This window comes from Paenibacillus sp. ALE3 (genome assembly GCF_054113405.1).
In genome coordinates this window covers 678,910-705,722 of the sequence record NZ_CM134214.1, presented here as the reverse complement: position 1 = coordinate 705,722, position 26,813 = coordinate 678,910, and the positions used below count along the sequence as shown (strand labels likewise).

At 45.8% G+C, this 26,813-nt stretch carries 24 protein-coding genes and 1 riboswitch; of the genes, 7 read left to right on the top strand and 17 right to left on the bottom strand.

Features of this window, described 5'->3' with window-relative positions; all coding sequences use genetic code 11:
* Positions 1-16: 16 nt before the first annotated feature.
* Entirely contained in the window at positions 17-1,357 is a 1,341-nt protein-coding gene (locus ACXHJ2_RS03200) for a TrkH family potassium uptake protein (protein ID WP_013372876.1), read from the bottom strand.
* Between the two features lie 409 nt (positions 1,358-1,766).
* Positions 1,767-1,919, bottom strand: a riboswitch (cyclic di-AMP (ydaO/yuaA leader).
* Between the two features lie 261 nt (positions 1,920-2,180).
* Here ACXHJ2_RS03200 and ACXHJ2_RS03195 point away from each other — a divergent pair.
* The gene (locus ACXHJ2_RS03195; protein ID WP_165081591.1) at positions 2,181-3,911 is read left to right on the top strand and encodes a CPBP family intramembrane glutamic endopeptidase; all 1,731 of its coding nucleotides are present in this window, start codon (positions 2,181-2,183) and stop codon (positions 3,909-3,911) included.
* Here ACXHJ2_RS03195 and uvrC read toward each other — a convergent pair.
* The 4 genes from uvrC to ACXHJ2_RS03175 all read right to left on the bottom strand — a co-directional run bounded on the left by uvrC (position 3,880) and on the right by ACXHJ2_RS03175 (position 9,270).
* Entirely contained in the window at positions 3,880-5,958 is a 2,079-nt protein-coding gene (gene uvrC, locus ACXHJ2_RS03190) for an excinuclease ABC subunit UvrC (RefSeq protein ID WP_165081589.1), read from the bottom strand. The two genes, ACXHJ2_RS03195 and uvrC, sit on opposite strands and share 32 nt — an antisense overlap.
* A gap of 159 nt (positions 5,959-6,117) precedes the next feature.
* The gene (gene trxA, locus ACXHJ2_RS03185; protein WP_010347861.1) at positions 6,118-6,435 is read right to left on the bottom strand and encodes a thioredoxin; all 318 of its coding nucleotides are present in this window, start codon (positions 6,433-6,435) and stop codon (positions 6,118-6,120) included.
* Positions 6,436-6,560: 125 nt separating this feature from the next.
* Positions 6,561-7,508 (bottom strand): primosomal protein DnaI, encoded by a 948-nt coding sequence (gene dnaI / locus ACXHJ2_RS03180; protein WP_013372880.1) that lies wholly within the window; start codon positions 7,506-7,508, stop codon positions 6,561-6,563.
* Between the two features lie 244 nt (positions 7,509-7,752).
* The gene (locus ACXHJ2_RS03175; RefSeq protein WP_013372881.1) at positions 7,753-9,270 is read right to left on the bottom strand and encodes a replication initiation and membrane attachment family protein; all 1,518 of its coding nucleotides are present in this window, start codon (positions 9,268-9,270) and stop codon (positions 7,753-7,755) included.
* Positions 9,271-9,613: 343 nt separating this feature from the next.
* Between ACXHJ2_RS03175 and hemQ the strand changes: the two genes are divergently transcribed.
* Entirely contained in the window at positions 9,614-10,393 is a 780-nt protein-coding gene (hemQ, locus tag ACXHJ2_RS03170) for a hydrogen peroxide-dependent heme synthase (RefSeq protein ID WP_013372883.1), read from the top strand.
* Between the two features lie 186 nt (positions 10,394-10,579).
* Here the strand turns inward: hemQ and ACXHJ2_RS03165 are convergent, their stop codons facing one another.
* The 4 genes from ACXHJ2_RS03165 to ACXHJ2_RS03150 all read right to left on the bottom strand — a co-directional run bounded on the left by ACXHJ2_RS03165 (position 10,580) and on the right by ACXHJ2_RS03150 (position 15,026).
* Positions 10,580-11,746, bottom strand: a complete 1,167-nt coding sequence (locus ACXHJ2_RS03165; protein ID WP_165081587.1) for an ABC transporter permease — start codon at positions 11,744-11,746, stop codon at positions 10,580-10,582.
* The gene (locus ACXHJ2_RS03160) at positions 11,743-13,080 is read right to left on the bottom strand and encodes an HlyD family secretion protein (protein WP_165081585.1); all 1,338 of its coding nucleotides are present in this window, start codon (positions 13,078-13,080) and stop codon (positions 11,743-11,745) included. Before ACXHJ2_RS03160 ends, ACXHJ2_RS03165 begins: the two co-directional genes overlap by 4 nt.
* 113 nt (positions 13,081-13,193) lie before the next feature.
* Entirely contained in the window at positions 13,194-13,700 is a 507-nt protein-coding gene (locus tag ACXHJ2_RS03155) for a MarR family winged helix-turn-helix transcriptional regulator (RefSeq protein ID WP_165081583.1), read from the bottom strand.
* A 135-nt stretch (positions 13,701-13,835) separates the two neighbouring features.
* A complete protein-coding gene (locus ACXHJ2_RS03150; RefSeq protein ID WP_165081581.1) occupies positions 13,836-15,026 on the bottom strand; it encodes an NAD(P)/FAD-dependent oxidoreductase in 1,191 nt (396 codons plus the stop codon).
* A 236-nt stretch (positions 15,027-15,262) separates the two neighbouring features.
* Here ACXHJ2_RS03150 and ACXHJ2_RS03145 point away from each other — a divergent pair, with 236 nt between their 5' ends.
* Complete coding sequence (locus tag ACXHJ2_RS03145) at positions 15,263-16,267, top strand: NAD(P)/FAD-dependent oxidoreductase (RefSeq protein ID WP_165081579.1); 1,005 nt, start codon at positions 15,263-15,265, stop codon at positions 16,265-16,267.
* 159 nt (positions 16,268-16,426) lie between these two features.
* Here the strand turns inward: ACXHJ2_RS03145 and sda are convergent, their stop codons facing one another.
* Together sda and ACXHJ2_RS03135 are read right to left on the bottom strand one after the other, a co-directional pair.
* Positions 16,427-16,570 carry a sporulation histidine kinase inhibitor Sda gene (sda, locus tag ACXHJ2_RS03140; protein ID WP_007431918.1) on the bottom strand — a complete coding sequence of 48 codons (144 nt, stop codon included), beginning with the start codon at positions 16,568-16,570 and terminating at the stop codon, positions 16,427-16,429.
* Between the two features lie 282 nt (positions 16,571-16,852).
* Positions 16,853-17,509, bottom strand: a complete 657-nt coding sequence (locus ACXHJ2_RS03135) for a YheC/YheD family protein (RefSeq protein WP_013372891.1) — start codon at positions 17,507-17,509, stop codon at positions 16,853-16,855.
* Positions 17,510-17,729: 220 nt separating this feature from the next.
* Here ACXHJ2_RS03135 and ACXHJ2_RS03130 point away from each other — a divergent pair, with 220 nt between their 5' ends.
* Positions 17,730-19,265, top strand: coding sequence for a Ppx/GppA phosphatase family protein (locus ACXHJ2_RS03130; protein WP_165081577.1), 1,536 nt, complete (start codon positions 17,730-17,732; stop codon positions 19,263-19,265).
* Here ACXHJ2_RS03130 and ppk1 read toward each other — a convergent pair.
* Entirely contained in the window at positions 19,225-21,333 is a 2,109-nt protein-coding gene (ppk1, locus tag ACXHJ2_RS03125; RefSeq protein ID WP_165081575.1) for a polyphosphate kinase 1, read from the bottom strand. The two genes, ACXHJ2_RS03130 and ppk1, sit on opposite strands and share 41 nt — an antisense overlap.
* A gap of 297 nt (positions 21,334-21,630) precedes the next feature.
* On the opposite strand from ppk1, the gene ACXHJ2_RS03120 reads away from it, so the two are divergent.
* The 3 genes from ACXHJ2_RS03120 (at position 21,631) to ACXHJ2_RS03110 (ending at position 23,597) form a co-directional block, all read left to right on the top strand.
* Entirely contained in the window at positions 21,631-21,876 is a 246-nt protein-coding gene (locus ACXHJ2_RS03120) for a hypothetical protein (RefSeq protein WP_165081573.1), read from the top strand.
* 203 nt (positions 21,877-22,079) lie between these two features.
* Positions 22,080-22,739 carry a futalosine hydrolase gene (locus tag ACXHJ2_RS03115; protein WP_165081787.1) on the top strand — a complete coding sequence of 220 codons (660 nt, stop codon included), beginning with the start codon at positions 22,080-22,082 and terminating at the stop codon, positions 22,737-22,739.
* Positions 22,740-23,597, top strand: coding sequence for a 1,4-dihydroxy-6-naphthoate synthase (locus tag ACXHJ2_RS03110; protein WP_165081571.1), 858 nt, complete (start codon positions 22,740-22,742; stop codon positions 23,595-23,597).
* Between the two features lie 161 nt (positions 23,598-23,758).
* On the opposite strand, the gene ACXHJ2_RS03105 is transcribed toward ACXHJ2_RS03110, so the two are convergent.
* The 5 genes from ACXHJ2_RS03105 to ACXHJ2_RS03085 all read right to left on the bottom strand — a co-directional run bounded on the left by ACXHJ2_RS03105 (position 23,759) and on the right by ACXHJ2_RS03085 (position 26,736).
* Complete coding sequence (locus ACXHJ2_RS03105; RefSeq protein WP_013372898.1) at positions 23,759-24,079, bottom strand: hypothetical protein; 321 nt, start codon at positions 24,077-24,079, stop codon at positions 23,759-23,761.
* A 313-nt stretch (positions 24,080-24,392) separates the two neighbouring features.
* On the bottom strand, positions 24,393-24,683 hold the full coding sequence (locus tag ACXHJ2_RS03100; protein WP_019688524.1) for a hypothetical protein: 291 nt from the start codon (positions 24,681-24,683) through the stop codon (positions 24,393-24,395).
* Between the two features lie 18 nt (positions 24,684-24,701).
* Positions 24,702-25,028: a hypothetical protein gene (locus ACXHJ2_RS03095; RefSeq protein ID WP_016820018.1), complete on the bottom strand. Its 327-nt coding sequence runs from the start codon at positions 25,026-25,028 to the stop codon at positions 24,702-24,704.
* A 79-nt stretch (positions 25,029-25,107) separates the two neighbouring features.
* Entirely contained in the window at positions 25,108-25,722 is a 615-nt protein-coding gene (locus ACXHJ2_RS03090; RefSeq protein ID WP_165081569.1) for a hypothetical protein, read from the bottom strand.
* A gap of 84 nt (positions 25,723-25,806) precedes the next feature.
* Positions 25,807-26,736: a DMT family transporter gene (locus ACXHJ2_RS03085; protein WP_165081567.1), complete on the bottom strand. Its 930-nt coding sequence runs from the start codon at positions 26,734-26,736 to the stop codon at positions 25,807-25,809.
* Between the last annotated feature and the right edge of the window lie 77 nt (positions 26,737-26,813).

Genomic DNA, 26,813 nt, shown 5'->3' with positions numbered 1-26,813 from the left:
CTACTCGAAAACTCCCTTACCCTATAATTATTTTACCTTCTGGATGACGATACAATTCCTTACCCTTTTTCGGTCCCAGTGCATAAGCTAGCGTGAGTGGACCCAGCCTGCCTGCAAACATCGTCAGAGTAATCACCAGCTTGCCTACAACTGACAAATCAGGTGTAAGCCCCATAGACAGCCCTACTGTACCAAATGCAGACACTGTCTCGAACAAGATCATTAGAAAATGATGATCTTCGGTTGCGGACAGAATCATCGTCACCCCAATCACGAACAGCAGCCCCAGCAAGGTAATGGTCAAAGCCTTATAAATTCGTGCCTGCGCAAGTCGGTACCGGAACAGCACAATATCTTCCCGTCCCCGCAGCATCGAAAACACCGCTCCAATGAGCAGGGCAAATGTAGTGGTCTTAATCCCGCCCCCAGTGGAGCCAGGCGAAGCTCCAATAAACATGAGTATGATGATAAAAAACTGCGTAGCCTGCCGCAAGCCTGCAATGTCCAGCGTGTTGGCACCTGCGGTACGTGGAGTAACGGACTGGAATAAAGAACCCAGCAGTTTACCACCCCAATCAAGCGAGCCAAGCGTCTTTGGATTCGTAAACTCAAATACAAAAATGACGAGCGTCCCGACGACAATCAGAGCAGCTGTCATGCTGAGTACCACCTTGGTATGCAAAGATAGTCTCTTACGCTTACGATAATCTGCCAGGTCTGACATCACTACAAAACCAATACCACCCGAAATAATGAGAAACATGGCTGTAAAATTAACAATCGGATCATATACATAACCTGTCAGGCTGCGAAATTCACCGAATAAATCAAAACCAGCATTATTAAACATGGAAATGGCATGCCAAATTCCAAAATAAATCGCCCTGCCGACAGGCATATCAAATGACCAGCGAATCGAAAAAATAGCTGCACATACGCCCTCAATCATCAGCGAGTACCATAGCACCTTGCGGATCAATCCAACAATTCCTTCGACAGAGGTCTGATTCATCGCTTCTTGCAAAATAAGGCGCTCCCGCAAGGAAATGCGACGTTTGAACACCAGCGCGATCAAGGTAGCCATGGTCATAAAGCCAAGACCACCGATCTGGATCAGCGCAACGATAACGATTTGACCAAAAGTTGTAAAAAAGAGCCCTGTATCCTTAACGACAAGCCCGGTTACACAGGTCGCGGACGCGGCAGTAAACAAAGCGTCTATAAACGCAAGTGGTTTTCCTGTTGTATTAGAGATGGGCAACATTAACAATAAACTACCTATTAGAATGATAATGGCAAAGCCTGCAACGAATATCTGCGGTGGAGAAAGCCGAAGCCAGCGTGCATTGGGATTCATCTATTCATCACTTCTCTCCTAATCCTTAAAACTATAAAAACAGTGACTTAATACGGTGTAAGCCCGCTACGCGTTCCATTTATCTTCCGATCGTCGTTGCCCCTGATTTTTTTGATTTTCCAAACCTTAAGTAGCTATAATTAGCATTCCCTGAATACAGGAAGAATGCATGTCAAACACTAACCGGCTCCCTGGTGCTATTGGCGAGCAGCAGCGAAGGGGGCAGAATTGTTCTGAAGAAGCGAAGCGTTTGCCTTTATCTCCGGATTTTAACCATTAAAGGGTTTATACAATCAAAAAAATCCGGGGATAACAGCAATCGGAAGAATAATCTGAACCCGCAGCGGTCTAACCAATCCAAACACTTTTATACACACAAAAAAAGACACCGGAAAACCGAGTGCCTGACTTGGTTCCTGTCCACAGCCTACGAGGTTAGCTGACGAATTCGGACAGCACAGTATGCCCTATTTACACTTCCGGTCCATCAGGATCGGCTGTAAAATTCACCCCAGTAACATGGTTCCCCCGTTTTCTCATAGAAATTCGGCTTAAATGTATATCATTACCCATATATTTCATAGGCATTGCCTCAAGATTATAATCCTTCTCTATCCAGATCACAAAACCGATTTCGCCGAAAAAACGTGAAATTGGCTTTAATTCGCGAATAGACATCGGTTAATCACAGCTTATCTAATTTTATTAAAACTTTAAAGTGCTTTCACTCTGTTTTCATGAATATCGCTGCTCTGTTGGCGGGAACCTGTGCAGTATGATATCTTTAATGGATGTTCTTATTTACAGATTAAGGAGGAAACTCATGAATCCTATCGGGAAACCGGTCGTGCTCACGGCCAACTTCAAAAAATTAGGCTTGCTGGGCGGGGTTGGCCTGGTTTGCTTTTTTATCTTTCAATTGCTTATTCCCTCGCTTAGCAATCCAAGTCCGGAATCATTGATGAATGCAAAGGTCATCAGCAAACAAGAAGCGGTCATACACGCCCTGGACTTTGCCCGTTCCGAGCTGGGCTATACGGAATCACAGCCAGAGAAGCCCGTCGTAACCTATCAGGCTGAAACAGATTTGTACGGTTATTTATCCAGAGAAAAATTGGTTCAAGAGTACGATCGTACATGGAAAAAAAATTATCCTTATGAAACCTTTCGGGTTGATTTGCCTGACTCCTCAGCGAAGGGCAAGCTGCAAATCCATGTGGATTTATCCACTGGGAAGGTCGTTAGCTTTAAACGGATCACCTCCAGCACCAATTACACACAGGCTGATGTTTCTACAGATGAACAAGCACGAAGCAGACTTGTACGTGTAGCTGAGGGTGACATGACGCTCGAAGCCAAGGAACAGGCTGCAGCAATATGGATCAAACGCTTTGGCTTTAAGCCATCTGAATTGAAGCTCGCGACCACTGAGGGGGAAGGTGGATTAAAATATACCGTGGACGGAAAGAAAATCGGCGCCTCGGTACTTACGCTGGCTTTTACTTTTGAAGACGGGGATGTTCGCTCGTTTACCCAAAGCTTTTCGGCCCCTTCGTCCTATACCGACTATGTTAAAAAGCAAACATACTGGGCGAATTGGATGACTTATGCGGGTTATGCCCTATTTAGCTTTGTCCTGGGCGTACTTGCCATTGTATATGCGTCACTCACCCGACGACATACTTCATTTGTGCGCGGTATTATTCTGTCCATTGTATACTTTATTGCTAGTATAGCTGGGACAATGAACATGCTACCTTTATTGCAAGCTGAAGCAGGCAGTAAGGGCATGCTTATATTTCTTATGGTATTCCAGGTTGGTGTTACCTTCTTCATGGCTGTAGCCCTCTATTTCTCCTTGGTAGGCGGCGACGGGCTTATGCGTCAGGTTGGACTAAATGCATGGCCACGTGCTAAAGAGCCGGGCTACGGATTGTATGTGCTTCGCAGTATGTATGTCGGTTACTTGTGGGCCTTCATTTTACTGGGCGTACAATCCATTTTGTTCTTTGTATTGGAGCGCACATTTAATACGTTCTCCACTACAGACGCCACGCAGTCCCCTTACAATATGGCTTATCCATGGCTATTGCCGATTATGGCTTGGATGGCAGGTATTGGAGAAGAAACTGTTTACCGTCTATTTGGTATTCCGATGGTAAAAAAAATAGTCAAGAATACGTTTGTTGCTTGTCTGATCACTACGCTTATTTGGGCACTGGGACATACGCTTTATCCGATCTATCCGGTGATTTCCAGACCTATTGAGCTGACTTTTCTTGGTTTGCTGTTTAGTTTCGTGTTCTTGCGTTACGGCTTTATCGCTGCTATGTTCAGCCACGTTATTTTTGATAGCATATTAATGGGGCTTAGTGTGATAAGTCTGGGAGACACCGTGAATGTGAGCGCCGGCCTATTCTGGATCTTACTTCCGGCTATTGTAGGCTACATCATTTACTGGTTTAGTCCCAAAAAACCTAATCGAATCATGTTTGAACCCATGAAAAAAGAGGAGCCGTATTCTACGACTCCTCCTCCCGAAGGGCAGCTATAATCTGACGAGCAAGCTTATCCCCAATAGAGAGAGGCCGGAAGTCTTCGACGCTGGCCTCTCTTATTTTTTTGAGCGATCCAAAATGCTTAAGCAGCAACTTACGCCGTTTCTCGCCGATGCCTGGAATGGAGTCCAACTGGGAAGTTACCATAGATTTGCCGCGCTGCTCGCGGTGGAACGTGATGGCAAAACGGTGAACCTCGTCCTGGATCCGTTGCAGCAGATAAAATTCCTCGCTATTGCGTGCAAGTGTCACGGCCTCAAATGTTTCTCCCATCAGTAGTTGGGAAGTTCTGTGTTTGGCATCTTTCACCAAACCACACACAGGAATAAACAAACCCAACTCATTTTCCAATACATCGGTTGCCGCTTTAATTTGTCCACGGCCACCATCGACAATGATCAAGTCGGGACGTTCAAGATTTTCCTTCAGCACACGTTCATATCGACGCCGAATAACCTCACGCATTGTTTCATAATCATCTGGTCCCTGCACAGAACGGATCTTGTATTTTCGATACTCCTTCTTGGCAGGTTTGCCATCAATAAAGACAATCATGGCCGAGACTGGATCAGAACCCTGAATGTTGGAATTATCGAATGCCTCTACCCGATGCAGACTATCCAGCCCAATGGCACGTCCCAGATTGCTTGCAGCTTTGGATGTCCGTTCCTCATCCCGCTCGATCAGCTTAAACTTCTCATCCAAAGCAACACGTGCATTTTCCGTCGCCATACCTGTCATTTGCTTTTTCAGCCCGCGCTGTGGCACAAGTACTTTTACATCCAACCATTCAGCCAGAGCAAGAGCTGCTGCAGATGGGTCCTCCAATCCACCGGATAGTTGAGTTTCAGTTTCCTCGGTTTCTTGGTCACCAACTTGGGCTGAATTCGTTCCTTCTGCATAAGCTGCTCGTGCTTCGGCTACCAGCAATGGGTCAGCAGAACGATCTGACTCCGTTTGTACTGCTTCCTCATCTGTAATCCCGGTAGTCTCAGCCGTAGTTGCACTGTATAGTTCAGTTTCTGTTGCAATCGGTTGATCAACATCAGCCGATTTTGCTTTCATCAGCTTAGGAGAATCCGGCAACAATATCTCCTGCGGCACTGCCGGGTTGTCACTGTAATATTGCGTCACATAGGACATAAAATCACTGTAAGCTTCACCGTAGAAAGGGAAAGTCGACATATGGCGCTCGATCATTTTACCCTTACGGACATATAGAATCTGTACACACATCCAGCCCTTATCTACCGAAAAGCCGAATACATCCCGGTCCTTCGCATCAGATGTGGTGATTTTCTGCTTTTCCATCATCGCGTCGATGCTAATAATCTGATCCCGCAGCTCCTTGGCACGCTCAAAGTACAATTCCTCTGCGGCCTCCTGCATTTTACGTTGGAGATCCTTTTTAATTTCCTCATGTCCTCCACTCAAAAAGGAACCAATCTCCTGACTGATCTGGTCATATGTTTCCTTCTCAACCTCTTTCACACAAGGTCCCAAGCACTGATGCATGTGATAATACAGACACACTTCTTTTGGCATCACACCGCACTTGCGTAGCGGATACATACGATCCAGCAGCTTTTTCGTCTGATGTGCCGCGTAGGAATTAGGGTACGGTCCAAAATATTTCGCTTTATCTTTCAGAACGCGACGGGTTACCTCCAGCTTGGGGTGTGCCTCGTTCGTAATTTTCAAGTACGGAAAGGTTTTATCATCCTTCAACAGCACGTTATAACGCGGCTGGTGCTTTTTAATAAGGTTGCACTCCAGAATGAGCGCCTCCATATTGCTGCCTGTAACGATATATTCAAAATCACGAATATCGGCAACCAGTCGTTGCGTCTTGCCGTTATGGCTACCTGTAAAATAGGAACGAACCCGGTTTTTCAACACTTTGGCCTTGCCGACATAAATGATGGTGCCTTCGCTGTTCTTCATCAGGTAACAGCCTGATGCATCCGGCAGCAATGCTAATTTGTGCCGTATATTCTCCAGCGCCTTCTCCTGGTTCTGCAAGTCCTCCGCATAGGATTTCATTCGCCCGGTTCCTCCTTCCATTCTTAATGACTGCTCAACTAACTACTTATATTATATAGGAATAATGCACAAAAACGCCCCCGGTATATATAACCGGAGGCATTGACTGTTCATGGCGCTCCACCAAGCCCCCGCAGGAGCATGGGTCACATTCCATTATTATTGGTGTTTAGTAAGCATGCTTTTCAATGCTTCTTTAGAGTTCAAGCCTACCACTTTATCAACAGGCTGTCCGTCTTTGAAGACGATCAGGGTAGGAATACTCATCACGCCGAAACGGGAAGCAGACTCTGGATTTTCATCCACGTTCACCTTCGCGATTTTGACACTATCGCCAACTTCTGTGGACAGATCCTCCAGAATTGGAGCGATCATTTTGCAAGGACCGCACCATGGCGCCCAAAAATCAACCAAAACGGTTCCTGTGCCTTCGACTTCTGCGTTGAAGGATTGATCGGACACGTTAACAATTGCCATTGTATGTTCCTCCTTTATAGAAAAGTCAACATTATTATAACCTGTAATGTCTGTTTCGACACCTTTTAATTATATCACAATAGTCTTTTAATTGTAAGATATCAAAAGAGTAGGCAGATGACCGCTTATCCTCGCTGATTTTTCCCCTTGACGGTAATGACATCTACAAAAGGACGAATCCGGTCCATCAAGCGTTGTCCCTTGTACATTTCCTCTCCGTCTTTGCTTGTAAAGCTAAGATGCTTCTCTAGCCCTTGCAGCGAGTAATTGGAAGTATAAAAGGTCGGTTTGCGGTTCATTCGGTAATTCAAAATGGAGCCCATTACATGGTCCCGTACCCATGGACTCAAATTTTCAGCACCAATATCGTCAAATACAAGTAGATCACAATTTTTAAGCATTTCGGTCGTTTCCTTAAGCTTCTGTCCATCCTGAATCATGGATTTTAAGTCCTCCACAAAATCAGGCATGTACACAATCACACCGTTGAAACCCGACAGAGCCAACTCGTGCAACAGATAGCCCATCAAAAAGGTTTTGCCCGTACCAAACGTACCTTCCAGGTACAGCCCTTTTTTTAATAAACCCTGACTTTTGGTTTCCTCAATATAGCGGAATACCTGATTTACTGCAGGCACGCGTTGCAAATCCTTGCGCGCAATTTCAACGGCATTATAGCCTTCCAACAGCGCGCGCTCATCTACATAAAAGCTTTTAATTCGCTCGCGCACCCGTTGTTCATGCTGAGAAGCAACCAGCTTGGCGCACGGGGTCCGAATGTCCACCATTTCCGCTGTTCCATTTGGGTACTCCACGCCCAGCTTGCAAAAGTGACCCTGAAAATCGTTAGGACACCGTTCCAGTCCCGGACAGTTGTCGCAATTTCGACGATCCCGGGTATACTGAAAGAGCATACTCATATTAAGTCGCAATTGCGTTTCGTCCACATCAGGATGGGCAGCACAAAATTCCTTCACCAGCGGATCATTTAGAACCTGATCGGCTACGCTGCGAGTGCGTTGGCGAAACGAAGGGTTCTGCATCTGCTGTAGCAAATCACCGAGTGATTCCAAGAACGCTCCTCCTTTCTTAAAAAGTGCAGAGTTATGGAGGGAGACGATGCTACGCGTGCAGATTGTTCTTCCGATTGCTGTTATCTCCGGATTTCTGAATTATAATTTCAAAAGTTGAAATCCGAGGATAAAGGCAAACGCTTCGCTTCTTCAGAACAATTCTGCCCGCTCCGCTACTGACCGCCATAAAGTCGGCACATTATTGAATTGGCTTCGCTAATAGTTTTATAAAACCTAAAATTCACTAGACCTTTTTCTGTTTACCGGATTGCAATCGTTCGGCCAGGCGAAGCAGTTCATCCAGTTCTTCCTCGGATACGGATTCCTCGGAAGGTTGATCTTGTACGATCGGAATAGACGGCTTGGCAGGCCCATTGTTTTTGGCATACGTGCGGGATCTGCCTCCCGAAGAAGAAGCAGTAGACTGTTTTCCTTTTACCTTGGCTTGATCCCTTATATATTGAACGGCTTTTTCGTAAGTGTTTACCTGCTTTAGCAGCATGTTGGAGGCAACGGCCTCGACAAAGTTGCGGTTAATCCGTTGATCGCTCCCCGATACGAGCAGTGACATTAAATAATGGATCAGCACATTGATGACTTCACCAGGCAGCTTATAGCTGATATCTATCTTCTCGAATATATCCAGCAGGTTACCGGGAACCGTGCCGGGGAAAAAAGTTTGCAGCAAACGGCGATAAGGCTCGTTGCGCAGCATCATATTATATTGGTGAATGTCACACTTGGCTGTGAATTGTGGTGGTACCTCTACATAAAACTCCATTTCCACAGCCTGCTCTGCAGGCGGCTCTTCAGGTGTGGAAGTTTCCCTCTGGCGCAAGGCAACCACCTTGGCGGCCTGCACCTGCTGTTCCTCCTGACGCTTCCGTTCCTGCCTGGAGTGCTGGCTAGCCCGAAGCTGAAGCTCGTCGAGCAATAAGTCACCTGCTTCGGTAAAAATGCCGTCCTCATCCAGCAAGCGGCTGATATCCTGTACAGAGAGATCAAATTTACGGACCACGTAATTGACCATACCTAATTGCTCGTGTTCAAATCGAAGACGTTCCACGTGCTTGCGATTGGCGGATTCACGCGGAAAACGAAGAATAATATCGGCATAGTTCAATGCTTCCTCCGATTCGGACGCTAATGCTCCAGTCTGACGGCTCGTGGACACCTCGGACAGCGCCTGTTCCAGCTCATAATCGATAACATGGGTGTTCAGCTCAAACAGCTCATAAAACGGAACCGAAATATTCTCTTTATTATGGGAAGATTGCGACCATTCGCTAGATTCCCTGCTCCACAACGATTCTCTCAGAGAAAGCACTGCAAACTTACCGATTTTGTCTCTCAACAAAAGGGTGAGGTGCTGCGTTCTGAAAAATTCAGCAGGTGCGAGCGGTGGCTGCATCTCATATTCATACATATAATCGTCCGTTTCAGGCGCATACAGCCTGGACGTCTGCAACAGACCGACAGCCTCCAACTTGGAGGTCTGTTCAATCAAATACTTGCGTCCCTTCTCACTTGGCTCCAGTCCCAGTGTCAGAAAAAGTCGACGTTGCTGTTCCAACGGCGAATAACCGATCTGTCCGACTGGCACATGCTGGAACAACAGTCGATATAGACTGACCGCAAATGCGCCTACCATCGGCTGATAGACACTTCCCAGCATCAATTCATCCAGTGCGCTCAAGCCAAACTCCCGATAAACGCAGTAGCGGTGGTTCTCAGTATAGTGCAGCAGGTTTTTCATCCGCATTCCGACATTCTTCCTTTCCTGACATAACGTTCTCCAAGATGTTTTTCTATTCTATCATACTTGCCCTCGGGTGGGACCAACAAAATAAGGGCAATTGTCCTCCTTTTTGGCAGCCGTATTCGTCCGAGTTCTTCTTTTTTCGAGAATACTAACTATTTTATGAGTTTGTGACCTGCATCATGGAAAAATAATATTCTTCACACTTCTTTCATTGGTGAAAAGCTCCAAATTGAGCTACAATATAATGGTTAAACATCACGTATTGGATACAGGAACGATATACGGAAGTACACATATTTCGGCTAAGCCGATTACATTTACAGATCGTAAAGGAGTGTAGATCGTGAATCAACATCAACCTCAACAAACCCCAGCAACACCCAACGAAGTAACCTCCACACTGGAAGGCTGGTACGCGCTTCACGATTTCCGGTCCATCAACTGGACGGCATGGAAAACCGCAGATGATGAAGAGCGCGCGGGAGCACTGGACGAGCTTCAAGAGTTTATGAAGGAATGGAGCGTTACCGAGGAAGCAGGTCTGGGCAGCTCGGCTGTCTATACTATAGTCGGACAAAAGGCTGATTTTGTTATGCTACACCTGCGTGAAACGCTGGAAGACCTCAATAAATTGGAAAATGAATTCAACAAAACAACCTTCGCCAAATATACGACCAAAACTTATTCTTATGTAAGTGTGGTGGAACTGAGTAATTATTTGAGCAAGGAAGAAGATCCAATGCAAAATCCACAAATTGTCGCGCGCCTGAAGCCTGTATTAAACAAGGCTCGTTATATTTGTTTCTATCCGATGAACAAGAAACGTGATCTGGACGACAACTGGTACATGCTTTCGATGGACGAGCGTCGCACCTTGATGCGCAGTCACGGTTTAATTGGGCGCAGCTATGCTGGTAAAGTAAAGCAAATCATTTCAGGTTCCATCGGTTTTGACGATTGGGAATGGGGCGTAACCCTGTTCTCCGACGATGCACTTCAATTCAAGAAGCTAATTTACGAAATGCGTTTTGATGAAGTGAGTGCCCGTTACGGTGAATTCGGTTCCTTCTATGTCGGCAGCGTGTTGAACGAAGAAACATTTGAAGACATGCTGAAGCTGTAAGCACACCGTCAGTACCATATCGCAGCATACAATTAAGGATTCCGTGAACTCCCACTTTCGGGACGACGGAATCCTTTTTTTATAAGACCTAAAGCTATAATAGAAGAGAAAAGGCCCCTCACGGGTGCCTGATTAAATCGTATTCTTTATGATTTCCAGGTCATAACCAAGGAATAATATCTCCGATTATTGCAGCACAGGCTCGCCTCCTACGGATGTATCCTCACTTTTCGCCAGCTTTCTTTTCTCCAGAGCAATCAAAATAAAGATAATAAGCAGCAAACCACTTAGTAAAACCAAAAAGCCTCCCAACTCGGGAATAAAATATTTTAAGCTCCCACCTTTAAAGCCCATACCTCTCAAAAACTTGAAATGCCAGGTCAATGGGAGAATGTTACTTACATATTGCAGCGATGGAGGCAGCATAGCCACTGGCAATTGAGCACCGCTCAGTAAAAACGAAGGCAGTATAATTAGCATGAGGCGTGAGGAAGCTTTTCCAGGATTCGCAGCATTCCACCCTAAAACCATCGCAAACAAACTCAACGTAATCGTGTATAGGAAAAATGGAATACTGAGCTGCCATACATTCGCTTCAAAGCGTAATCCCCCAATTTGCTTAAGTAAACCAATGGACAGGTAAAAGGACACACATCCTACTAACGCATACGGTAACACCCTAAGAATCAAGCTATACGAATGCTGAAGCTCCTCTTTTAATCTTCCTTGCTCCCGCAATCGCGGGACGATTGTCAGTACAGTAGCACCAATCAATGAAATCATGACCGTATTAATGAATCCCATAACCGAGGTCATCAAAGTAGCATTGGTAGGATTATATAACAGGCGCTGCTGAAGCAGCATATTAGAAGTAAGCCCTGTAACCTGGCTGTCACTCATTCCCATGCCCTTTAATCCACCACCAGCCAGCATCGCATTTTCCGTCGCCATAATCTCTGTGACTGCCGAGCGTAGATTTCCAGTAGCCTGACCTACCGTATTATCCACATAAAAACCGATGTTGCTCTGAACTCCTTTGATCCTATTTTCCTCCAACCCAGCTGGAAGGTAAATCACCGCAAAAAACTTTTCATTATATAAAAGTAAATTCGGATCGGCTTCATTCTCTTGCACATGGCGTACATCAATATACTGCGATGCATCTAATTTATTAATAAGCTGTCGGCTATAACTGCTATGATCTAAATCGACTACAGCTACAGAGGCATCGTTAAGCTGATTATTTTTAAAAACAAATCCAAAGGCTACAGCTACTACGATAGGAACGAGCAGCATAACAAAAACCATCTTACCGCTGATCAACAGCTTCCATTCTTCTATAAACGCCTTCATTTCGTCACAACCTCTACCGTCATTCCAGGTAATAATTCAGATGTGCGCTGAACATCCACCCGTACTTGGAAGGAGCTTATATCCGACAGACCTTTGTCCCGACTCATTCTCATGTTGGTATACTGAGGAGCAGAAGTGATGTACCTCACCTTGCCTTGGACATCTTTATCTAAAGCTACAACGTGCGAAGTCACTTTTCCCCCAGCTTTAAACTGTGACATGGAATCCTCACCCACATAAATATCGTAGTATAGCTGAGTGGTTTCGATAACGGCGCCCGTTGCCCCCGTAGAAACGATCTCTCCCATTTTAGGTACAATACGCGACACCTTACCATCTGTGGGTGCCTTCAGCACCATACGTCCCCGCTGTAATTCCAAAGTTTTGAGTTGAACACTTAATGCCTGCTTTTGTTGAGCCAGAAGATCCACATTGTATTCGCTATTCTTAACATCGTTTCGTGTTTGCGAGGTTTGAGTCAAGGCTTCCTTGGCTTTTTCTGTTTTGATACGAGCCTGCTGGCGTTCCTCAGCCGTTGCGCCAGCCTCCATTTTATCCAAAGCGGTTTGCTGCTGAGCGATCCCATTTCTAGCAATGTCCGATTGTTTGCTAGCCGCTGTAATCTGGTTATTAGAAATTTCAACCTGATCCTTAGCTGTATCTAACGCGATTTGGGCATTATCCAGTTGGTTTTTGGCGTTATCCAGTTCTGCTTTGGTTCCAGCTCCGGCATCATATAACGCTTTGATACGGTTGTAATTCACATTAGCCAAGTCCAGAGCCTGTTGTCTGGATGATACTGTTTTTTGCGCGATTTCCGCATTCCTTTTGGCTGTCTCTACTCCTGTCAGAGCTGCGTCCAACGATTGCTGTGCTGCTTCAATAGCCAGCTTTTGTCTTAGAATATCCTCCGCACGTGTTCCTTGATTTAATAAGGTCTCTCCTGCTTGCGCGGCTTGAATGTCCAATTGTCCCTGTTTTTCTGAAGTTGAAATTTTCTCCGACTGATTTTGCAGCCCGTCTTTAGCCTGTTTTATTTTCACATCAACCTGTGCGATATCCGTTTTTAATTTCTCAATTTGCAAATCAAGGTCTACAGGATCAAGAGTCATGATTACATCCCCTTTTTTCACCTGTTGTTCTTCCTTCACCTCAATCGTGTTTACTCTTCCCCCTACACCCTGAAAAGCAACATTCACGGTATCTGCCGTAAGCAGTGTGTTTTTTTGTTGGGCTGCCATACTCACAGCATCCTTGCCGCTCATTGCCATCAGCGTACCTCCAGTACCTAATGCGACAACAAGTAGCACGTACACAATGATCTTTTTATTCATTGCAACAAACTCTCCTTCATGATGATTTAACCAATGGTAGTTAAAAAATAATTATCAAAAACAAATAAGGAACCTGATAGTATGACGTCTAACTATTTAAGCCAGGAAATTAATTATTTCCGTTTTATCCGCTCAAGTCCTGAGGAAAGCTTATTTAATAACGTAGCAAATAGAATATGATCCTCCTGCGTAAATTCATTCATTAACTCCGAAAAAAGCTGGATGAACATCGGAATTTTTTCCGTCATTAACTGTTTTCCTTCATCAGTCAAGGAGATCGCAGTCATACGTCGATCCGTCAGCGTACTTCTGCGGATGATGCCGTCCCGTTCCAGCTTATCAATTACGCTGGTTACTGTTGAACGAGTAACCCCTGAATATTCAGCCAGCTCTGATGGAGTCAATGCACGTTCATGTAAAAACAATGGCACTAAAATTTTCAGGTTGCCTACAGATAACCCATATTCCGAGAGTCTGGAAGACACTCCATTGTACACTTCATGTGCTGCCTGCACGAAAAGTACGAACGTATTCAACGATTGGGAGTCCACATTTGGAAATTTTTCAGTCAATAAATTTATTCTCTTGGGATCGGCATTGATTTTAAAATCAGAATTCAACGTGAAGCTCCCCCTCTGTAATTAGTAATCATACTATACGTCGTCGAATAGTTATGAGTCAATATCTTTTTTTCGTTCACCTAAATAAAAAAGGTCTCCAAGCTCCTTTCAAGGAGTCATGGAAACCTTCTGACGTTAGAAAAACCGCCCTTTTTTCAGTACCAGTGGAATGCCGCCAATGATGAACAGATAGCGTAGATCTACGATTTTTTTCAACTGTGCGGCCACCCAGCCTTTGATTTTGCGTTTACCTACTACGGCGACGGCTTCGCCCTTTCCAAGAGATGCAACTGTACCCTTATTGGAGAATACGAACTTGTGCAGCTCCTTTTTGCGGAGCGTAGCGGCCAGATTCTTGGCACAAAGCACTCCTTGCTGCATTGCAATTTGGGCAGTCGGTGGATAAGGGCGGCCTTCGGGATTAAACATCAGAGAACTGTCCCCGATAATGAAAATATCATCGTGACCCGGTGCACGCAGAAAATCGTCGATTTTCACCCTTCCACGCATTACTTCGAATCCGGCTTTCTCGATCAAACCGTTCCCACGGATCCCACCCGTCCAGACGACCGTGCAGGCTTCAATTTTCTCACCCTCACCGACGATTACACCATCCTGCAGGCATTCCTTAATCGGAACTCCAATACGGAAGTTAACCCCTTTACGTTTGAGGACATCCATCGCATACTCCACCAGTTCAGGATCAAACCCTGGTAATGCTGTAGGAGCTGCCTCAACGTTAATGATTTGAATTCGATTAAAATCGATGTCGTAAGCTTTAGCCAGCTGTGGCAGACGATCCGCCAACTCCGCTACAAACTCAATGCCACTAAAACCAGCGCCCCCTACGACGAAATTTAGACGACCTGGCTTACCATCATTTTTATACAGGGCCAGCTGGTATTCAATATGCTCTCGAATCAGGCGCACAGAGTTAATACTGCGAATCGTCAGCGCGAATTGATCCATCCCTGGAATACCGAATGTTTCCGGCTCCCCACCTAGTCCGATAACCAAATAATCGTAGGATAGCGAGCCATCCTCCAGCACGATTTTTTTCTCCGTTGGTATGATTTCCTTAACTGTTCCTTTGACTAAATCCACCTTGAACTCATCGATGAGCTGCGCAATCGGAATCCTCGAATGCTCAATCGTATCCGTGCCTGCCGCAGGCATGTGAAGATGAGTCGTAATATAGTGGTAATCATGACGGTTGATTAGCGTGACAGTTGCCTCATTGTGCTTGAGCTCCTTTTGCAATTGCTGAGCCGTCAATATTCCGCCATATCCAGCGCCCACAATGACAATTTTGGGAATACTGCTCATGCTTCTACCCCTTCCGATATACATAATCATTCAATATTGACAGCTTTTCTCTCAACACGGTTAATTTATACTCACAGGAAAGTCTTCATCAAATATTAATCGCTTTAACTTTGCAAGAGGAACCCAGCAGTTTATAATGATAAGCAGTGAATCATACGTTCGGCGGCTATCTGAACCTCTATGCGGCTGATTCAATATCTACAATTCATACTATCCCTTTCGGAGGTGTTTTTAGAGTGACAGCTCAATCCACAGGTGCGGAGATCCGCGATCTGATCATAATCGGAGGCGGTCCAGCCGGTATTTTCGCCGCTTTTTACGGAGGAATGCGTCAGGCATCCGTCACCTTAATTGAAAGTATGCCCCAACTGGGCGGCCAGCTTGCAGCCCTTTATCCTGAAAAATATATTTATGACGTTGCTGGCTTTCCTAAAGTGACTGCACAGGAACTGGTCAACAATTTGGTTCAACAAATGAACCATTTTAATCCAGAGGTGCAGCTAGAAGAGAAAGTTGTATCGTTAGAGAAGAAAGAAGAACGCCACTTCATCGTCAAAACAGACAAAGGTGGCGAGTATCATGGTAAAGCGGTTATCATTACCGCTGGCGTGGGTGCTTTCGAGCCGCGCAGACTGGAGCTTCCAGGTGCCGATCGTTTTGAAAAAACGAACCTGCATTACTTTGTCAGCGACCTGAGCAAATTTGCAGGCCGTAAGGTGCTAATCAGTGGCGGCGGTGACTCTGCTGTAGACTGGGCCCTTATGCTGGAACCGATTGCAGAACAGGTTACATTGATTCACCGCCGTGACAAATTCCGCGCGCATGAACACAGTGTCGAAAACCTCCTCGCTTCCAAAGTAAACGTGATTACACCAACGGAAATTGCAGAATTGCATGGGGAAAATACGATTACGAAGGTCACTCTTGCTCATGTAAAAACCAAAGAAACTCAGGAAATCGAAGTGGACGATGTCATTGTTAACTTTGGATTTGTATCCACACTTGGCCCGATTGCTGAATGGGGAATTGAAATCGAAAGTAACTCCATCGTGGTCGATTCTCGTCAGGAGACGAATATTCCTGGCATTTTCGCTGCAGGAGACATCACCACCTATCCAGGCAAGCTCAAGCTGATCGCGGTTGGCTTTGGTGAAGCCCCTACGGCAGTCAACAACGCCAAGGTCTATGTAGATCCAGACGCCAAGTTGTCTCCCGGTCACAGCAGTAACATGAAAATGTAGTTAATTTAGACTATGACAAAAAAGGGTATTTTACTCCAGGTTTGAATCTCTGGAGTGAAATACCCTTTTTTACGGTGTGCCTATTCGTTGCAGTGATTGTCCGTAAAGTCATCCGAACCCTGAATGACTTTACAGTCGCAGTACGAGAGCTTGTCCGGTCTAATGAAGGACTACGGCTGTATTCATCTCTAGATTTCTTTTGTGAATTTCAGCCAGCAACAGTGCAATGAAGTCACATTCAAGTTTAAGCTCGATTGCCATCTGATAGGAATCCAAAAGCATTTCATCCGTCAGCATAGCCATCCTCGACACAACCTTTCCTTTTATTTCAAAATCTATTCTATCAAAATACCAAAAACGGAACAAGCGTTCTGTTATCCACAGTCAATTGTGGAAATCCTGTGTATAAATTGTTGGTAAGTGTCGTTAACCCTTATATGTGACAGGGGATAATGTGGACAATATTTATACACAGAATTTTGGCGATTAAACGCAAAAAAAAATTTTTTTATGTTTATACAAATATATTATATTTAGCATCTTGTTAATAGATTATAATGGAAACTTTTTGAAAAAAACATGAATTTATTGAGGTCTTGTGTTTACCTCTAAAATCCATATCCGTCCATTCCAATCAAGCCCGTAATCAAATCCCAGTTGTCCGATCCCGGGAAATCTCCTTTCGAGTATAGGAATACAGTGCTGTGTAAGTTCAACGATCTCCCGCCGCTTTCGTATAGCTAGCCGTCGCGGATATATCATCCGAAGTGCCTCTGTTCCCTTCAACAAAGTTCCTCCTTTGCACAGATTCGTTATCACCAGTCCGGGACGAGCATGACGCGCCACCACTGCACGAAACTCCCATTTCCCCCCTTCCTTTACGACTTTGACTCGATAGTCAACAGGTCTACCTTGGATACTTGCTAGTTGAATACCTTGCTGAATGAGATACGGACGTTGGATTCGGAGCTTATCGATTCCGACTACAAGCGCACTAAAATGGCTGAACCGATGTGTTTGTTCCATACGCGTACAGGTATAGCCCCTCCCCTCCTTGGCCACGCGCATGACTCCGCCCCCTCCGCCTCCTTTTACGGGTTTTATAAATACAAAAGCATGCCGCCGCAGCATCATGCGCAATTGTTCTTCACTATATAGACAGGTTTCCGGTATATAAACGGCGGTATGTGGATGATGGAGGAGGGCCTTCGTCTTTAGCCATTTGCTTGCAAGTTGTCTCATCTAATTCTCTCCTTTCGCCGTCAGGTATACTTATACATACTCAATAGGGGTGTGCTATTCTTGGATGTTTGTCAGGATCATGTGTCTATTTCGACAAGATCATGGTGAACGGTAGCATGCACCGGACAACACTGGTACAATGACAATAATCTGAATACCATTTAGAACGGAGCAGTTGAATTTGCTGGCAAATGGTTTCTTTCAACAAGGAGGTCAACTCATGAATAGCAAAATTGGCATCATGGACATTGGCTCAAACTCTATACGTCTCGTGATCTATGAAATGACAGAGACAGGAGCTTATCGAATTGTGCAGGAATGCAAAGAAGCTGCTCGGCTGAGCGAAAAGGTTGGGGCCAACGGTCGTATGGAACGAGAAGCAATACGCAGCATCGCTCCATTGTTACGCCAATTTATGGAAGTGTGCCGTATGCACGGGGTTGTCCGAATGCGTGCAGCAGCAACAGCGGCCATCCGCAATGCGGCGAATTCGGACGAAATCGTTCAATGGATTGCGGAAGAGACAGATCTAACATTGGAAATACTGAGCGGGGAGCAAGAGGGCTATGCCGGTTTTCTGGGCGTAGTGAATACAATGAATGTGAGTGACGGAATTATTATTGACATCGGGGGCGGCAGTACCGAAATTACGCTGTTCCGTGATCGGACACGACTGCATACAGTTTCATTTCCCTTTGGCGCAGTCAATATGAATTGGCGCTTTGGACGTGAGGTCAAGAATGGCGAATGGTCTCCTGGACAGATTGAGGAAATGGAGAGCTTTGTCCGTTCTTCACTGCAAAACCATGATTGGATCTTCTCCAATCCGGGTCTGCCGTTTATCGGGCTGGGTGGAACTCTCCGTACTTTGGCTAAAATCAATCAGAAACGGCGGGATTACTCGCTTCCTGTGACACACCATTACGAAATGACAATAGAAGATGTCGATTATTTCTATGGCAGTCTGCCTCATCTCCCCTATGAAAAACGCAAAAAAACAGCCGGCCTGTCCAAAGACAGAGCCGACATTATCGTACCGGGTCTCATTATATTGAAAACGATCTTTGAAGCTGCTCAAGGCTCTGCGTATTTGGTCAGTGGAGCGGGTCTGCGAGACGGCCTGTTTCATGAGCTAGTCAACGCTGAACAGCCTGTGGTGGCTAATCCGCTCATCGCGTCCATTCGCAATATCCTGTCGTTTGCTGTCCCGGTTAGCGAAGCGCATGTCAAGCGGGTTAACGAGTACGCCGTCCGGCTCTATGACACTTTAGCTGAAGGACCCTCAATCGCTATGGACAAACGCTTGTTACTGACCGCAGCAACTCTTTACAAGACAGGCGCAGCCTTGAATTACTATCACTTCCGCCAGCATTCCGTGTTCTGGATCTTGCACGCAGGCATTGGCGGCTTATCTCACCGGGAAACAGTGCTAGCCGCGCTGATCGCTGATTACCACCCCAAAAACCGGACCCCCCGCTTGCTGCGCACACATGCAGATATTTTGGAGCCTTCCGACGAAGAACGTGTACACCGGCTCGGCTCGCTGCTCCAGCTAGCAATCGGCATGGATCGTAGCGAATCCGGCATCATCTCCGACATCCATCCCACGACAGGAGACGATGCGCTGCATATTCGCCTGGAAAGCAAGAGTGAACCGATTCTGGAGCAACGGGAGCTGGTGGCTGTCGCAAAAGACTTTCAAAAGGCCTGGAATCTTACGTTGTCGTGGTCCATTCTTCCTTCTTCCAGTTTTTAACCTTCATCGCTTCGAATTGGCTCCTGATGGGAGCCTCTTCGTTGTTTCTTGCTACAAATTGATAGCTGCCATTCGGCATAAGCTGGCGCGCCTTTACATTATCTTTCAAGGATAAACGTAAAATATCCACTAGCATTTCTTTGATTCGGTCGTCATAAATTGGGCACATCAGCTCAATCCGGCGAGTCAGATTGCGAGTCATCCAATCCGCGCTGGACAAGAATAGCTCCGAATGACCTGCATTCTCAAAATAAAACAGTCTGGAATGCTCTAGGAAACGGTCTACAATACTGATAACCCGAATGTTCTCGCTAAAGCCCTCCACTCCAGGGCGTAAACAACAGACCCCTCGAATGATTAAATCAATCTTTACACCTGCTTGAGAAGCCGCATATAGTTCATCAATCATTTCCTGATTGGATAAAGAATTAATTTTGGCAATGATACGGGCTGGCTTGCCTGCAAGTGCTTGCTCCGCTTCCCTGCGGATCAGCTCGAACAGCTTATTTTTCATTCCCGTCGGGGCTACAGTGAAAGCTTGCGGTGTCTTGAGCGCCGAGAAGCCCGTAATTTCATTGAACAGCTCAGAGGCATCCTCACCCAGCACCGGATCCGCTGTGAATAACCCGATATCCGTATATACACGTGCCGTGCTTTCATTATAGTTGCCAGTTCCCACATGAACGTACCGTTTGAGCACGTTACGTTCATGGCGTACTATTAGAATAATTTTGGCGTGCGTCTTCAAGCCGACCAACCCGTAGACTACATGACAGCCAGCTTTTTCAAGCGTACGCGCCCAAGCAATATTACGTTCTTCGTCAAAACGTGCCTTCAGCTCGACCACTACCGTCACTTGCTTGCCCGATTCGGCTGCACGTGCCAGAGCTGGAATGAGCTTCGATTCTCCATTGACACGATACAGGGTCATCTTAATGGCCATTACATCCGGGTCCTCTGATGCCTCAATGATAAAATCAGTTACCGCATCGAATGATTCATACGGATGGTACACGAGCACGTCCCGTTTGCGAAGTACGTTAAAGATATCCTCTTGCGGAGGCAGTTCTTCCGGATACAATGGTTTGATTGCCGGAAACTTCAGATGCGAATACCCCTCCAAATGATCGGCAAAAGACGATAAAAACGTCAGATCTAACGGCCCGTCGATCTCAAATACATGATCGAACAGCTTGAATTCGCGTTGAAGCTCCATCAGAGCAAACGGGTTAATCCCTTTCTCCACTTCCAGTCTGACCGGTGCTCCCCGCCGTCTACGACGCAGCTCTTTTTCAATCTCTTCGAGCAAATCTTCGATCTCTTCTTCATTAATGGACAAATCAGAGTTACGCGTAACCCGAAAGGCATGAACCGCCTCGGGTATATATCCGGAAAACAGCGTTTGTATATGATGCTTAATCAGTTCCTCAATTAAAATAAATGATTTCTTCTTGCTATTGGAACGTAACGGCACCGAAACAACACGCGGAATATTGGAAGGCACCTGCACAATGGCAAAAAGCGGCTTATCCTCCTCCGTATCTCCCGGACGTCTCAAGACTACTGCCAAATATACGTATTTATTGTGAACTAGTGGAAAAGGACGGCTCTGATCGACCGCCATCGGGGTGAGCACTGGAAATATAATTTCATGAAAATATGCATCCAGCGACTTGCGCTGTGTCGTATTTAAGTCATTATATTCAAGCAGCAAAAGACCTTTTTTCGTCAATAGGCGAGAAATATCACGATAGGTCCGGTATTGCTCGGATACCATCGAGACGGTACGCTTGATCAGCCGCTTGTACAAACCGGAGGGGGTATATCCCGTAAAATCCTTTTGCATAAAACCAGCCTTGATCTTCTCGCGCGTCTCTGCAACACGAACAGCCATAAACTCATCCAAATTGCTGGACACAATTGCTAAGAATTTGGCTCTCTCCAGCAACGGTGTATCTGCATCCTGAGCCTCCTGAAGCACACGGCGATTAAATTCAATCCAGCTTAAATCTCGGTTAAAGTAACGTTCTGACCCGGCTTTATCCTTCTTCTGACTCTCTATCAACATATGGCCTCCATCAATTTCATGCAGTATAGTTACCCTTTATTGTACTATTAGATGAAACGCACTAGCATCACAGAAGTGTAAACGCAATGTAAAATGTGTGTAAACACACAATGGATGTCGAAAAGGTCAAACGGATGCTTTACAAAAATAGCATTAAGCGGTACAGTGTTTACGTCTGTTTCATAGAGTAGAATACCTTTTTCAGTTGTTTAAGTTCATTATGATGTCTAATAGCCACTTAGTAGCCACGTTCAATTGCTGATTTTCAAATGGCATGATATAGGGAGGATTTACGTTATGGAACCCAAGAAAACGCCACGTGTACTGCAAAAAAACATCGAATTTTTTACCGCGGCGCTGTCTCAACACCTCGTTTCGGTCTGGCAAGAAGACCCTACAGGCGTGTACTGTGAGATAGGCTGTGGTTATATCGAATTGTTCAGCAGCGAGATGATTCGGGTGCGCAATCAGAATGGGACCCCAAGCCATTATGACCGCAATATCACAATGTTTCAGCTAATCACGAAGGATCAGCCGATATAATTATTATATGCTATGTCTGCGCTGTTCTTCCAGATTAGAATGGTTATATGTTTAAACTACCAATTTTCATATCTGTTGAATCTTGCAGGTTTCTCCGAAAAAGCGCCATAGAGCGCTTTTTTTGTCGACTTTTTTTTGAACATCGTTTGGAAAAGCAGTATGATAAGAAAGCATATTACCTAAATTTAAAGGGGAATCAACCCATGGAGCATACAACATCAGATGGGCGCATCCTGGTCATGACCGCGGTTGAAGGCGAACGGGAGGCTGTGCTGCGCGGCCTGAAAGGCGACACTCGCTTTGTGGTCGAACTGGCTGGTGTAGGCGCTCCGTCCGCAGCGGCTTCAACCGCGCTGGCACTAGCTACAGGCGATTACCGTCTAGTCATTAGCGCCGGAATTGGGGGCGGCTTCGTGGAGGTCGCTGCACTGGAGAGCGTCGTCGTCGCTGACGCGATTATTGCCGCCGACCTGGGGGCTGAGACGGCAGAGGGTTTCAGCAGCGTGGACGAGCTGGGTTTTGGCTCCAGCCGCATTGCCGTGAACGCTGCCACCACGCAGCGATTCGTTCAGGCGCTGCGTGACGCTGGCCAGACGGCCGTCGCCGGACCGATCCTGACCGTCTCGACGGCCACCGGCACGGCGGCAACAGCGGAACGCCTAGCCAAACGCATTCCCGGAGCTGCTGCCGAAGCGATGGAAGGTTACGGCGTTGCCGTGGCGGCCAACAGTTTCGAGCTGCCGATGATGGAGATTCGCACGATTTCCAATGCTGTTGGTCCGCGTGACCGTGCAGCCTGGCGAATCAAAGAGGCTTTGCAAGCGTTGGAAGCCGCATTTTCTACATTAACGGAGGTTATATAGATGCAAATTGCTTTTTCACCTTGTCCTAACGACACTTTTGTCTTCCATGCCTTGGCTCATGGATTAATTCCGGGCGCACCCGCGCTGGACATTACATTCGCCGATATCGACATCACCAACAATCTGGCGATCACACCAGACGGACTTGATATCATGAAAATTTCGTACGCTGCACTTCCTTGGGTGCTGGATGAATACGCCCTGTTGCCTTGTGGCGGCGCACTGGGCCGGGGTTGTGGGCCGCTCGTGCTGATCAAGGAAGGTTCCACCGTCGAAGGTCCGGAAGCACTGTCCGGCAAGCGTGTAGCTGTTCCAAGTGAACGCTCCACTGCTTATCTGCTGTTCCGCCTATGGGCGGCCAAGCATGTGCCTGGGGGTGTCGGCGAGATTGTCGTGATGCCGTTCGACCAAATTATGCCTGCTGTCCGTGACGGACATATAGATGCTGGATTGGTGATTCATGAAGCACGCTTCACATATCCGTCCTATGGACTTAGCAAGCAAGTTGATCTGGGGAACTGGTGGGAAGAAGATACAGGACTGCCAATTCCGCTCGGAGCTATTATTGCCCGTCGTACGCTAGATCTGGAGGCGATCACTAACTGGATACGTGCCTCTGTCGAATATGCTTGGAAACATCCCGAAGCTTCGCGCGAATATGTATTGTCTCATGCGCAAGAGCTATCACCTGATGTGGCCCAATCGCATATCGACCTGTATGTGAACGATTTTACCGCTAATCTGGGCGATAGCGGTTATGCCGCCATCGAAGCCTTGCTCGGTCGCGCCGCACAGGAAGGACTGGTGCCTTCGTTTGATTTAGCCAAACTGCGCCCTACGTCCACAACAACACGTTAAAAGGCGCAGACATGCCATGCATGTTATCTCCTGAATAAAGCAGCTTAAACATATAAAACCTCCCGAACGAGCACATTGCCTAGCCATGCGCCCCATTCGGGAGGTTTTATGATTTCAATTCATGATGCAAATCTTCATGAGATCTCGCTTGATCCTTATTCTTAGCTCTGTTCTTGCTCCACGACCTCGGTCTTAAACACGTTATCCAGTTTGGTACCCAATCGTTTGACCAGCGGCACCTTGATATCCCGACTCAGCTCCTTGAAAAAAGCGTCCATGTCACAATTAATCTTATCCAACACGACCTTTACGGTGCCCTCTTCCAAAATCTGCTCATTCAGATCCTCAGGTACCGTAACCGAGATATCATACTTCTTGCATAACGTTTTAATGTAGCGGCTAAAGATTTCGATAAGCTCCTCATTGTTGAACTTCTCAACTGCAACTTGCCCTTTGTTCGTAAATTTCAAATTCACTCTCACGTTAGCATTTCCCCTTTTCCTTTTGACCATTTATTTTGGATAAACGTTGAACCCTTCAGAGGCTCTTCAAAGAAAGGGCCTTACCGGTCGTTTTAGACTCTTGTCCTTTGATATACTAAGTATAACACATTAAGTCCGTTTTCATTTCCCAACTTGTCGTTTTATGATAAAAAATGATACATTTTGCGCATTTTCAGCATAATTTCTTTCTTTTCATGCCAATCATTAGGAATAGTTTATACACAAATACACAAGAAAACGCCTATCTGGCAAAAGAAAGACGTCTCCACGTTGATGCTTAAGCAGTATGCATTTATAGAGGTTTCGTACATTCCCAACCGTGTGAACGATACTCACGCACAGCATCTCGTATATCCTCAATATCATCTGTATGCAGCAAAATGGCAGGTAGAATTACCCAGTACTCATTCTCCGCTAGATCAATAAATACGTCCTCGACATCATAATATTGCATATCGCCGAATGCCGTATCCCTGATTTTCTGTCCAACCAAAGGTGTAAAAGGGGAATCAAATGTTTTCATCACCTTCGTATATTCCTTCACACCCGTTGCCGAGATTTGCTGTGAAATAATGACACTCAATGGTGTTACCTCCCTGACCTAATAATGCTCATTATAACCTTCTCTCAGACCTTCTACAAAACCATGCGCGAAAAAAATCATAAAAATCAATAGGCCAATGCCAATGGCAACGGAGCTGATAACGATAATCAGGATGCCTTGCGTGTTTCTTTGTTCCATCTTTCTAGTCAAAATTCCGAAAACAAGACCTATAAGCCCAAACAAGCCTCCAATAACAAAAAAACTAAATACGAACCCCAAACCTGAAAAAATCCAACCAAATAGAGCGAGCACCCAGCCCTGCGGCTGCGGCTCACTCTGTTTCATCTGCCAGCGTTCCCTCGCTGTAGGTGTGTACCTGTCCATATCCTAGCTCCCCCGCTCAATTTGTATACTTAAGACAAAAATCTGTAAAGTCCAGCATCGGATTAACGTTAGGTTCCTCCTATTGCTGACCAGTGAGCTTAAAAGTGCCGCCTTCCCGCTTACCAAGCGGATAATTTTGAACCGTCATTTCCACCTTCGTATTCTTATCCCATACCGGAAGCTTGTCAGATGTACCGTACTCTTTCATAACTATATTTATGACTTCCTCGGCCTTCTTCGTCAATGCAGCAGAGGACATATTATATTTGCCATAACCTTGATAAGCACCGCCAAAACCGAGATTAGGTTGGTTGTTCACATTCAGTAGCACACCCTTCAACTTGCCATCCTCTGCCACATCAAAAGTCACTTTTTCCAATACAAAATCATCTGTAACGACAGATGTCTGCTCTAACACATGCGTTATGGATGACAGGTTGGCTGCTAATTTTACTTTTCCAAGTAGGGCCTCTGTATCATTTTGTTGCTTGGTTAAGGCTTGTGTTGTCTGTTTTAGCGATGCATTCGCTATAGTTAAAGAATTGACCTTCGTATTCAGATTATAGTTCCATACCGCCAAGGCTATACAGCCTAGTACAGCTACTCCTGAAATGACCGTTGCTACAACTGCCAGCTTACGAATAGACTGTGGTTGCGGCTCCACAGTCTGAGTATGACCACTTAACTCTCCCATACCAAACTTCCTCTCTATTTATATAGTCATATTTTACTATTCTCTCCTCTGATATTCTAGTATATTTTTCCTAATCCTATATTTCTAAGCATTTGTACAGGAATTCGTTTCATCAGCCTTCGAGCTTTGGTTCGCTCGTTTTCCGGGAGAAGCCGTATTTACCAAATACACACTACCTGCAATCAGCACCAACCCTACTACAAATGTCAAAGTGAGGGATTCTCTGAGCATGACCATACTAAAGACCGTGGACAGTACCGGAATCATAAACGTATACGAGCCGACGGTTCCTGCATCCCCGTTGTCGATTAGTTTAAAATAAATCAGCCAGCCCATCGCAATCACGAATATTGAAATAAATAATAGAATCGCGATAAAGGAGGCTGTCCAGTGGATATCACCCCATTTCTCGGTCGTAAACCCAATCCCGTTGAGTATGCCCCCTCCCAGAATGAGTTGCATCGTCACCGCCCAAATGGAGTCCAGTTGTTTGCTTTTTTTCTTCATATAAATCGTTCCGAGCGCCCAGCACAGTCCTGAGGCTAGCCCCAACACAATGCCCAGCACAGACAAATGACCTGCCATTCCACCTGAGCTAATCACGATTACTCCGCCAAAACCCAGTACCAGTCCAATGACTTTCAGGGGAAACATACGCTCTCCTAACCACAACCAGGAGAATAATCCCAACAAGATCGGCTGAAGGAATACTAAAGTGGAGAACAACCCAGCAGGCAGATAACGCAACCCTACCGTCTGCAAGCCATAGTAGCCTGCAATATTAAATATAGCCAGCACAAGATAAGTCCACGCATTTTGTCTAAGTCGTAAACCTTCCCAGTTACGTATAGCGAACAACAGCAGAATTACACCACCCAGCAGCGTGCGGATTCCCGAAAAAAATATCGGCGGCGTATCTGGCAAAGCCAGCTTGGTCAACGGCCAGTTGATCCCCCATACCATCACTAATATCAAGACAAGCCACAACGTAGCTTTATGCGTTAATTTTTTCATAGATGTCTCTCTCCTTAAAATTTCATTGCGCATTGCTTACGACTAAAATCTGAATAGCCGTTTGCAAAGTTTTGCTT

What these genes read in the sequence shown, in the direction of transcription:
- ACXHJ2_RS03130 (WP_165081577.1), top strand. Translation starts at nt 17,730, where the DNA reads ATGAATAGCAAAATTGGCATCATGGACATTGGCTCAAACTCTATACGT.
- ACXHJ2_RS03200 (WP_013372876.1), bottom strand. Translation starts at nt 1,357, where the DNA reads ATGAATCCCAATGCACGCTGGCTTCGGCTTTCTCCACCGCAGATATTC.
- ACXHJ2_RS03175 (WP_013372881.1), bottom strand. Translation starts at nt 9,270, where the DNA reads ATGCGGATGAAAAACCTGCTGCACTATACTGAGAACCACCGCTACTGC.
- ACXHJ2_RS03150 (WP_165081581.1), bottom strand. Translation starts at nt 15,026, where the DNA reads ATGAGCAGTATTCCCAAAATTGTCATTGTGGGCGCTGGATATGGCGGA.
- ACXHJ2_RS03090 (WP_165081569.1), bottom strand. Translation starts at nt 25,722, where the DNA reads ATGGGAGAGTTAAGTGGTCATACTCAGACTGTGGAGCCGCAACCACAG.
- uvrC (WP_165081589.1), bottom strand. Translation starts at nt 5,958, where the DNA reads ATGAAATCCTATGCGGAGGACTTGCAGAACCAGGAGAAGGCGCTGGAG.
- ACXHJ2_RS03165 (WP_165081587.1), bottom strand. Translation starts at nt 11,746, where the DNA reads ATGAAGGCGTTTATAGAAGAATGGAAGCTGTTGATCAGCGGTAAGATG.
- ACXHJ2_RS03120 (WP_165081573.1), top strand. Translation starts at nt 21,631, where the DNA reads ATGGAACCCAAGAAAACGCCACGTGTACTGCAAAAAAACATCGAATTT.
- ppk1 (WP_165081575.1), bottom strand. Translation starts at nt 21,333, where the DNA reads ATGTTGATAGAGAGTCAGAAGAAGGATAAAGCCGGGTCAGAACGTTAC.
- ACXHJ2_RS03095 (WP_016820018.1), bottom strand. Translation starts at nt 25,028, where the DNA reads ATGGACAGGTACACACCTACAGCGAGGGAACGCTGGCAGATGAAACAG.
- trxA (WP_010347861.1), bottom strand. Translation starts at nt 6,435, where the DNA reads ATGGCAATTGTTAACGTGTCCGATCAATCCTTCAACGCAGAAGTCGAA.
- ACXHJ2_RS03135 (WP_013372891.1), bottom strand. Translation starts at nt 17,509, where the DNA reads ATGAGACAACTTGCAAGCAAATGGCTAAAGACGAAGGCCCTCCTCCAT.
- ACXHJ2_RS03115 (WP_165081787.1), top strand. Translation starts at nt 22,080, where the DNA reads ATGGAGCATACAACATCAGATGGGCGCATCCTGGTCATGACCGCGGTT.
- ACXHJ2_RS03195 (WP_165081591.1), top strand. Translation starts at nt 2,181, where the DNA reads ATGAATCCTATCGGGAAACCGGTCGTGCTCACGGCCAACTTCAAAAAA.
- ACXHJ2_RS03110 (WP_165081571.1), top strand. Translation starts at nt 22,740, where the DNA reads ATGCAAATTGCTTTTTCACCTTGTCCTAACGACACTTTTGTCTTCCAT.
- ACXHJ2_RS03160 (WP_165081585.1), bottom strand. Translation starts at nt 13,080, where the DNA reads ATGAATAAAAAGATCATTGTGTACGTGCTACTTGTTGTCGCATTAGGT.
- sda (WP_007431918.1), bottom strand. Translation starts at nt 16,570, where the DNA reads ATGGCTATGCTGACGGATGAAATGCTTTTGGATTCCTATCAGATGGCA.
- ACXHJ2_RS03085 (WP_165081567.1), bottom strand. Translation starts at nt 26,736, where the DNA reads ATGAAAAAATTAACGCATAAAGCTACGTTGTGGCTTGTCTTGATATTA.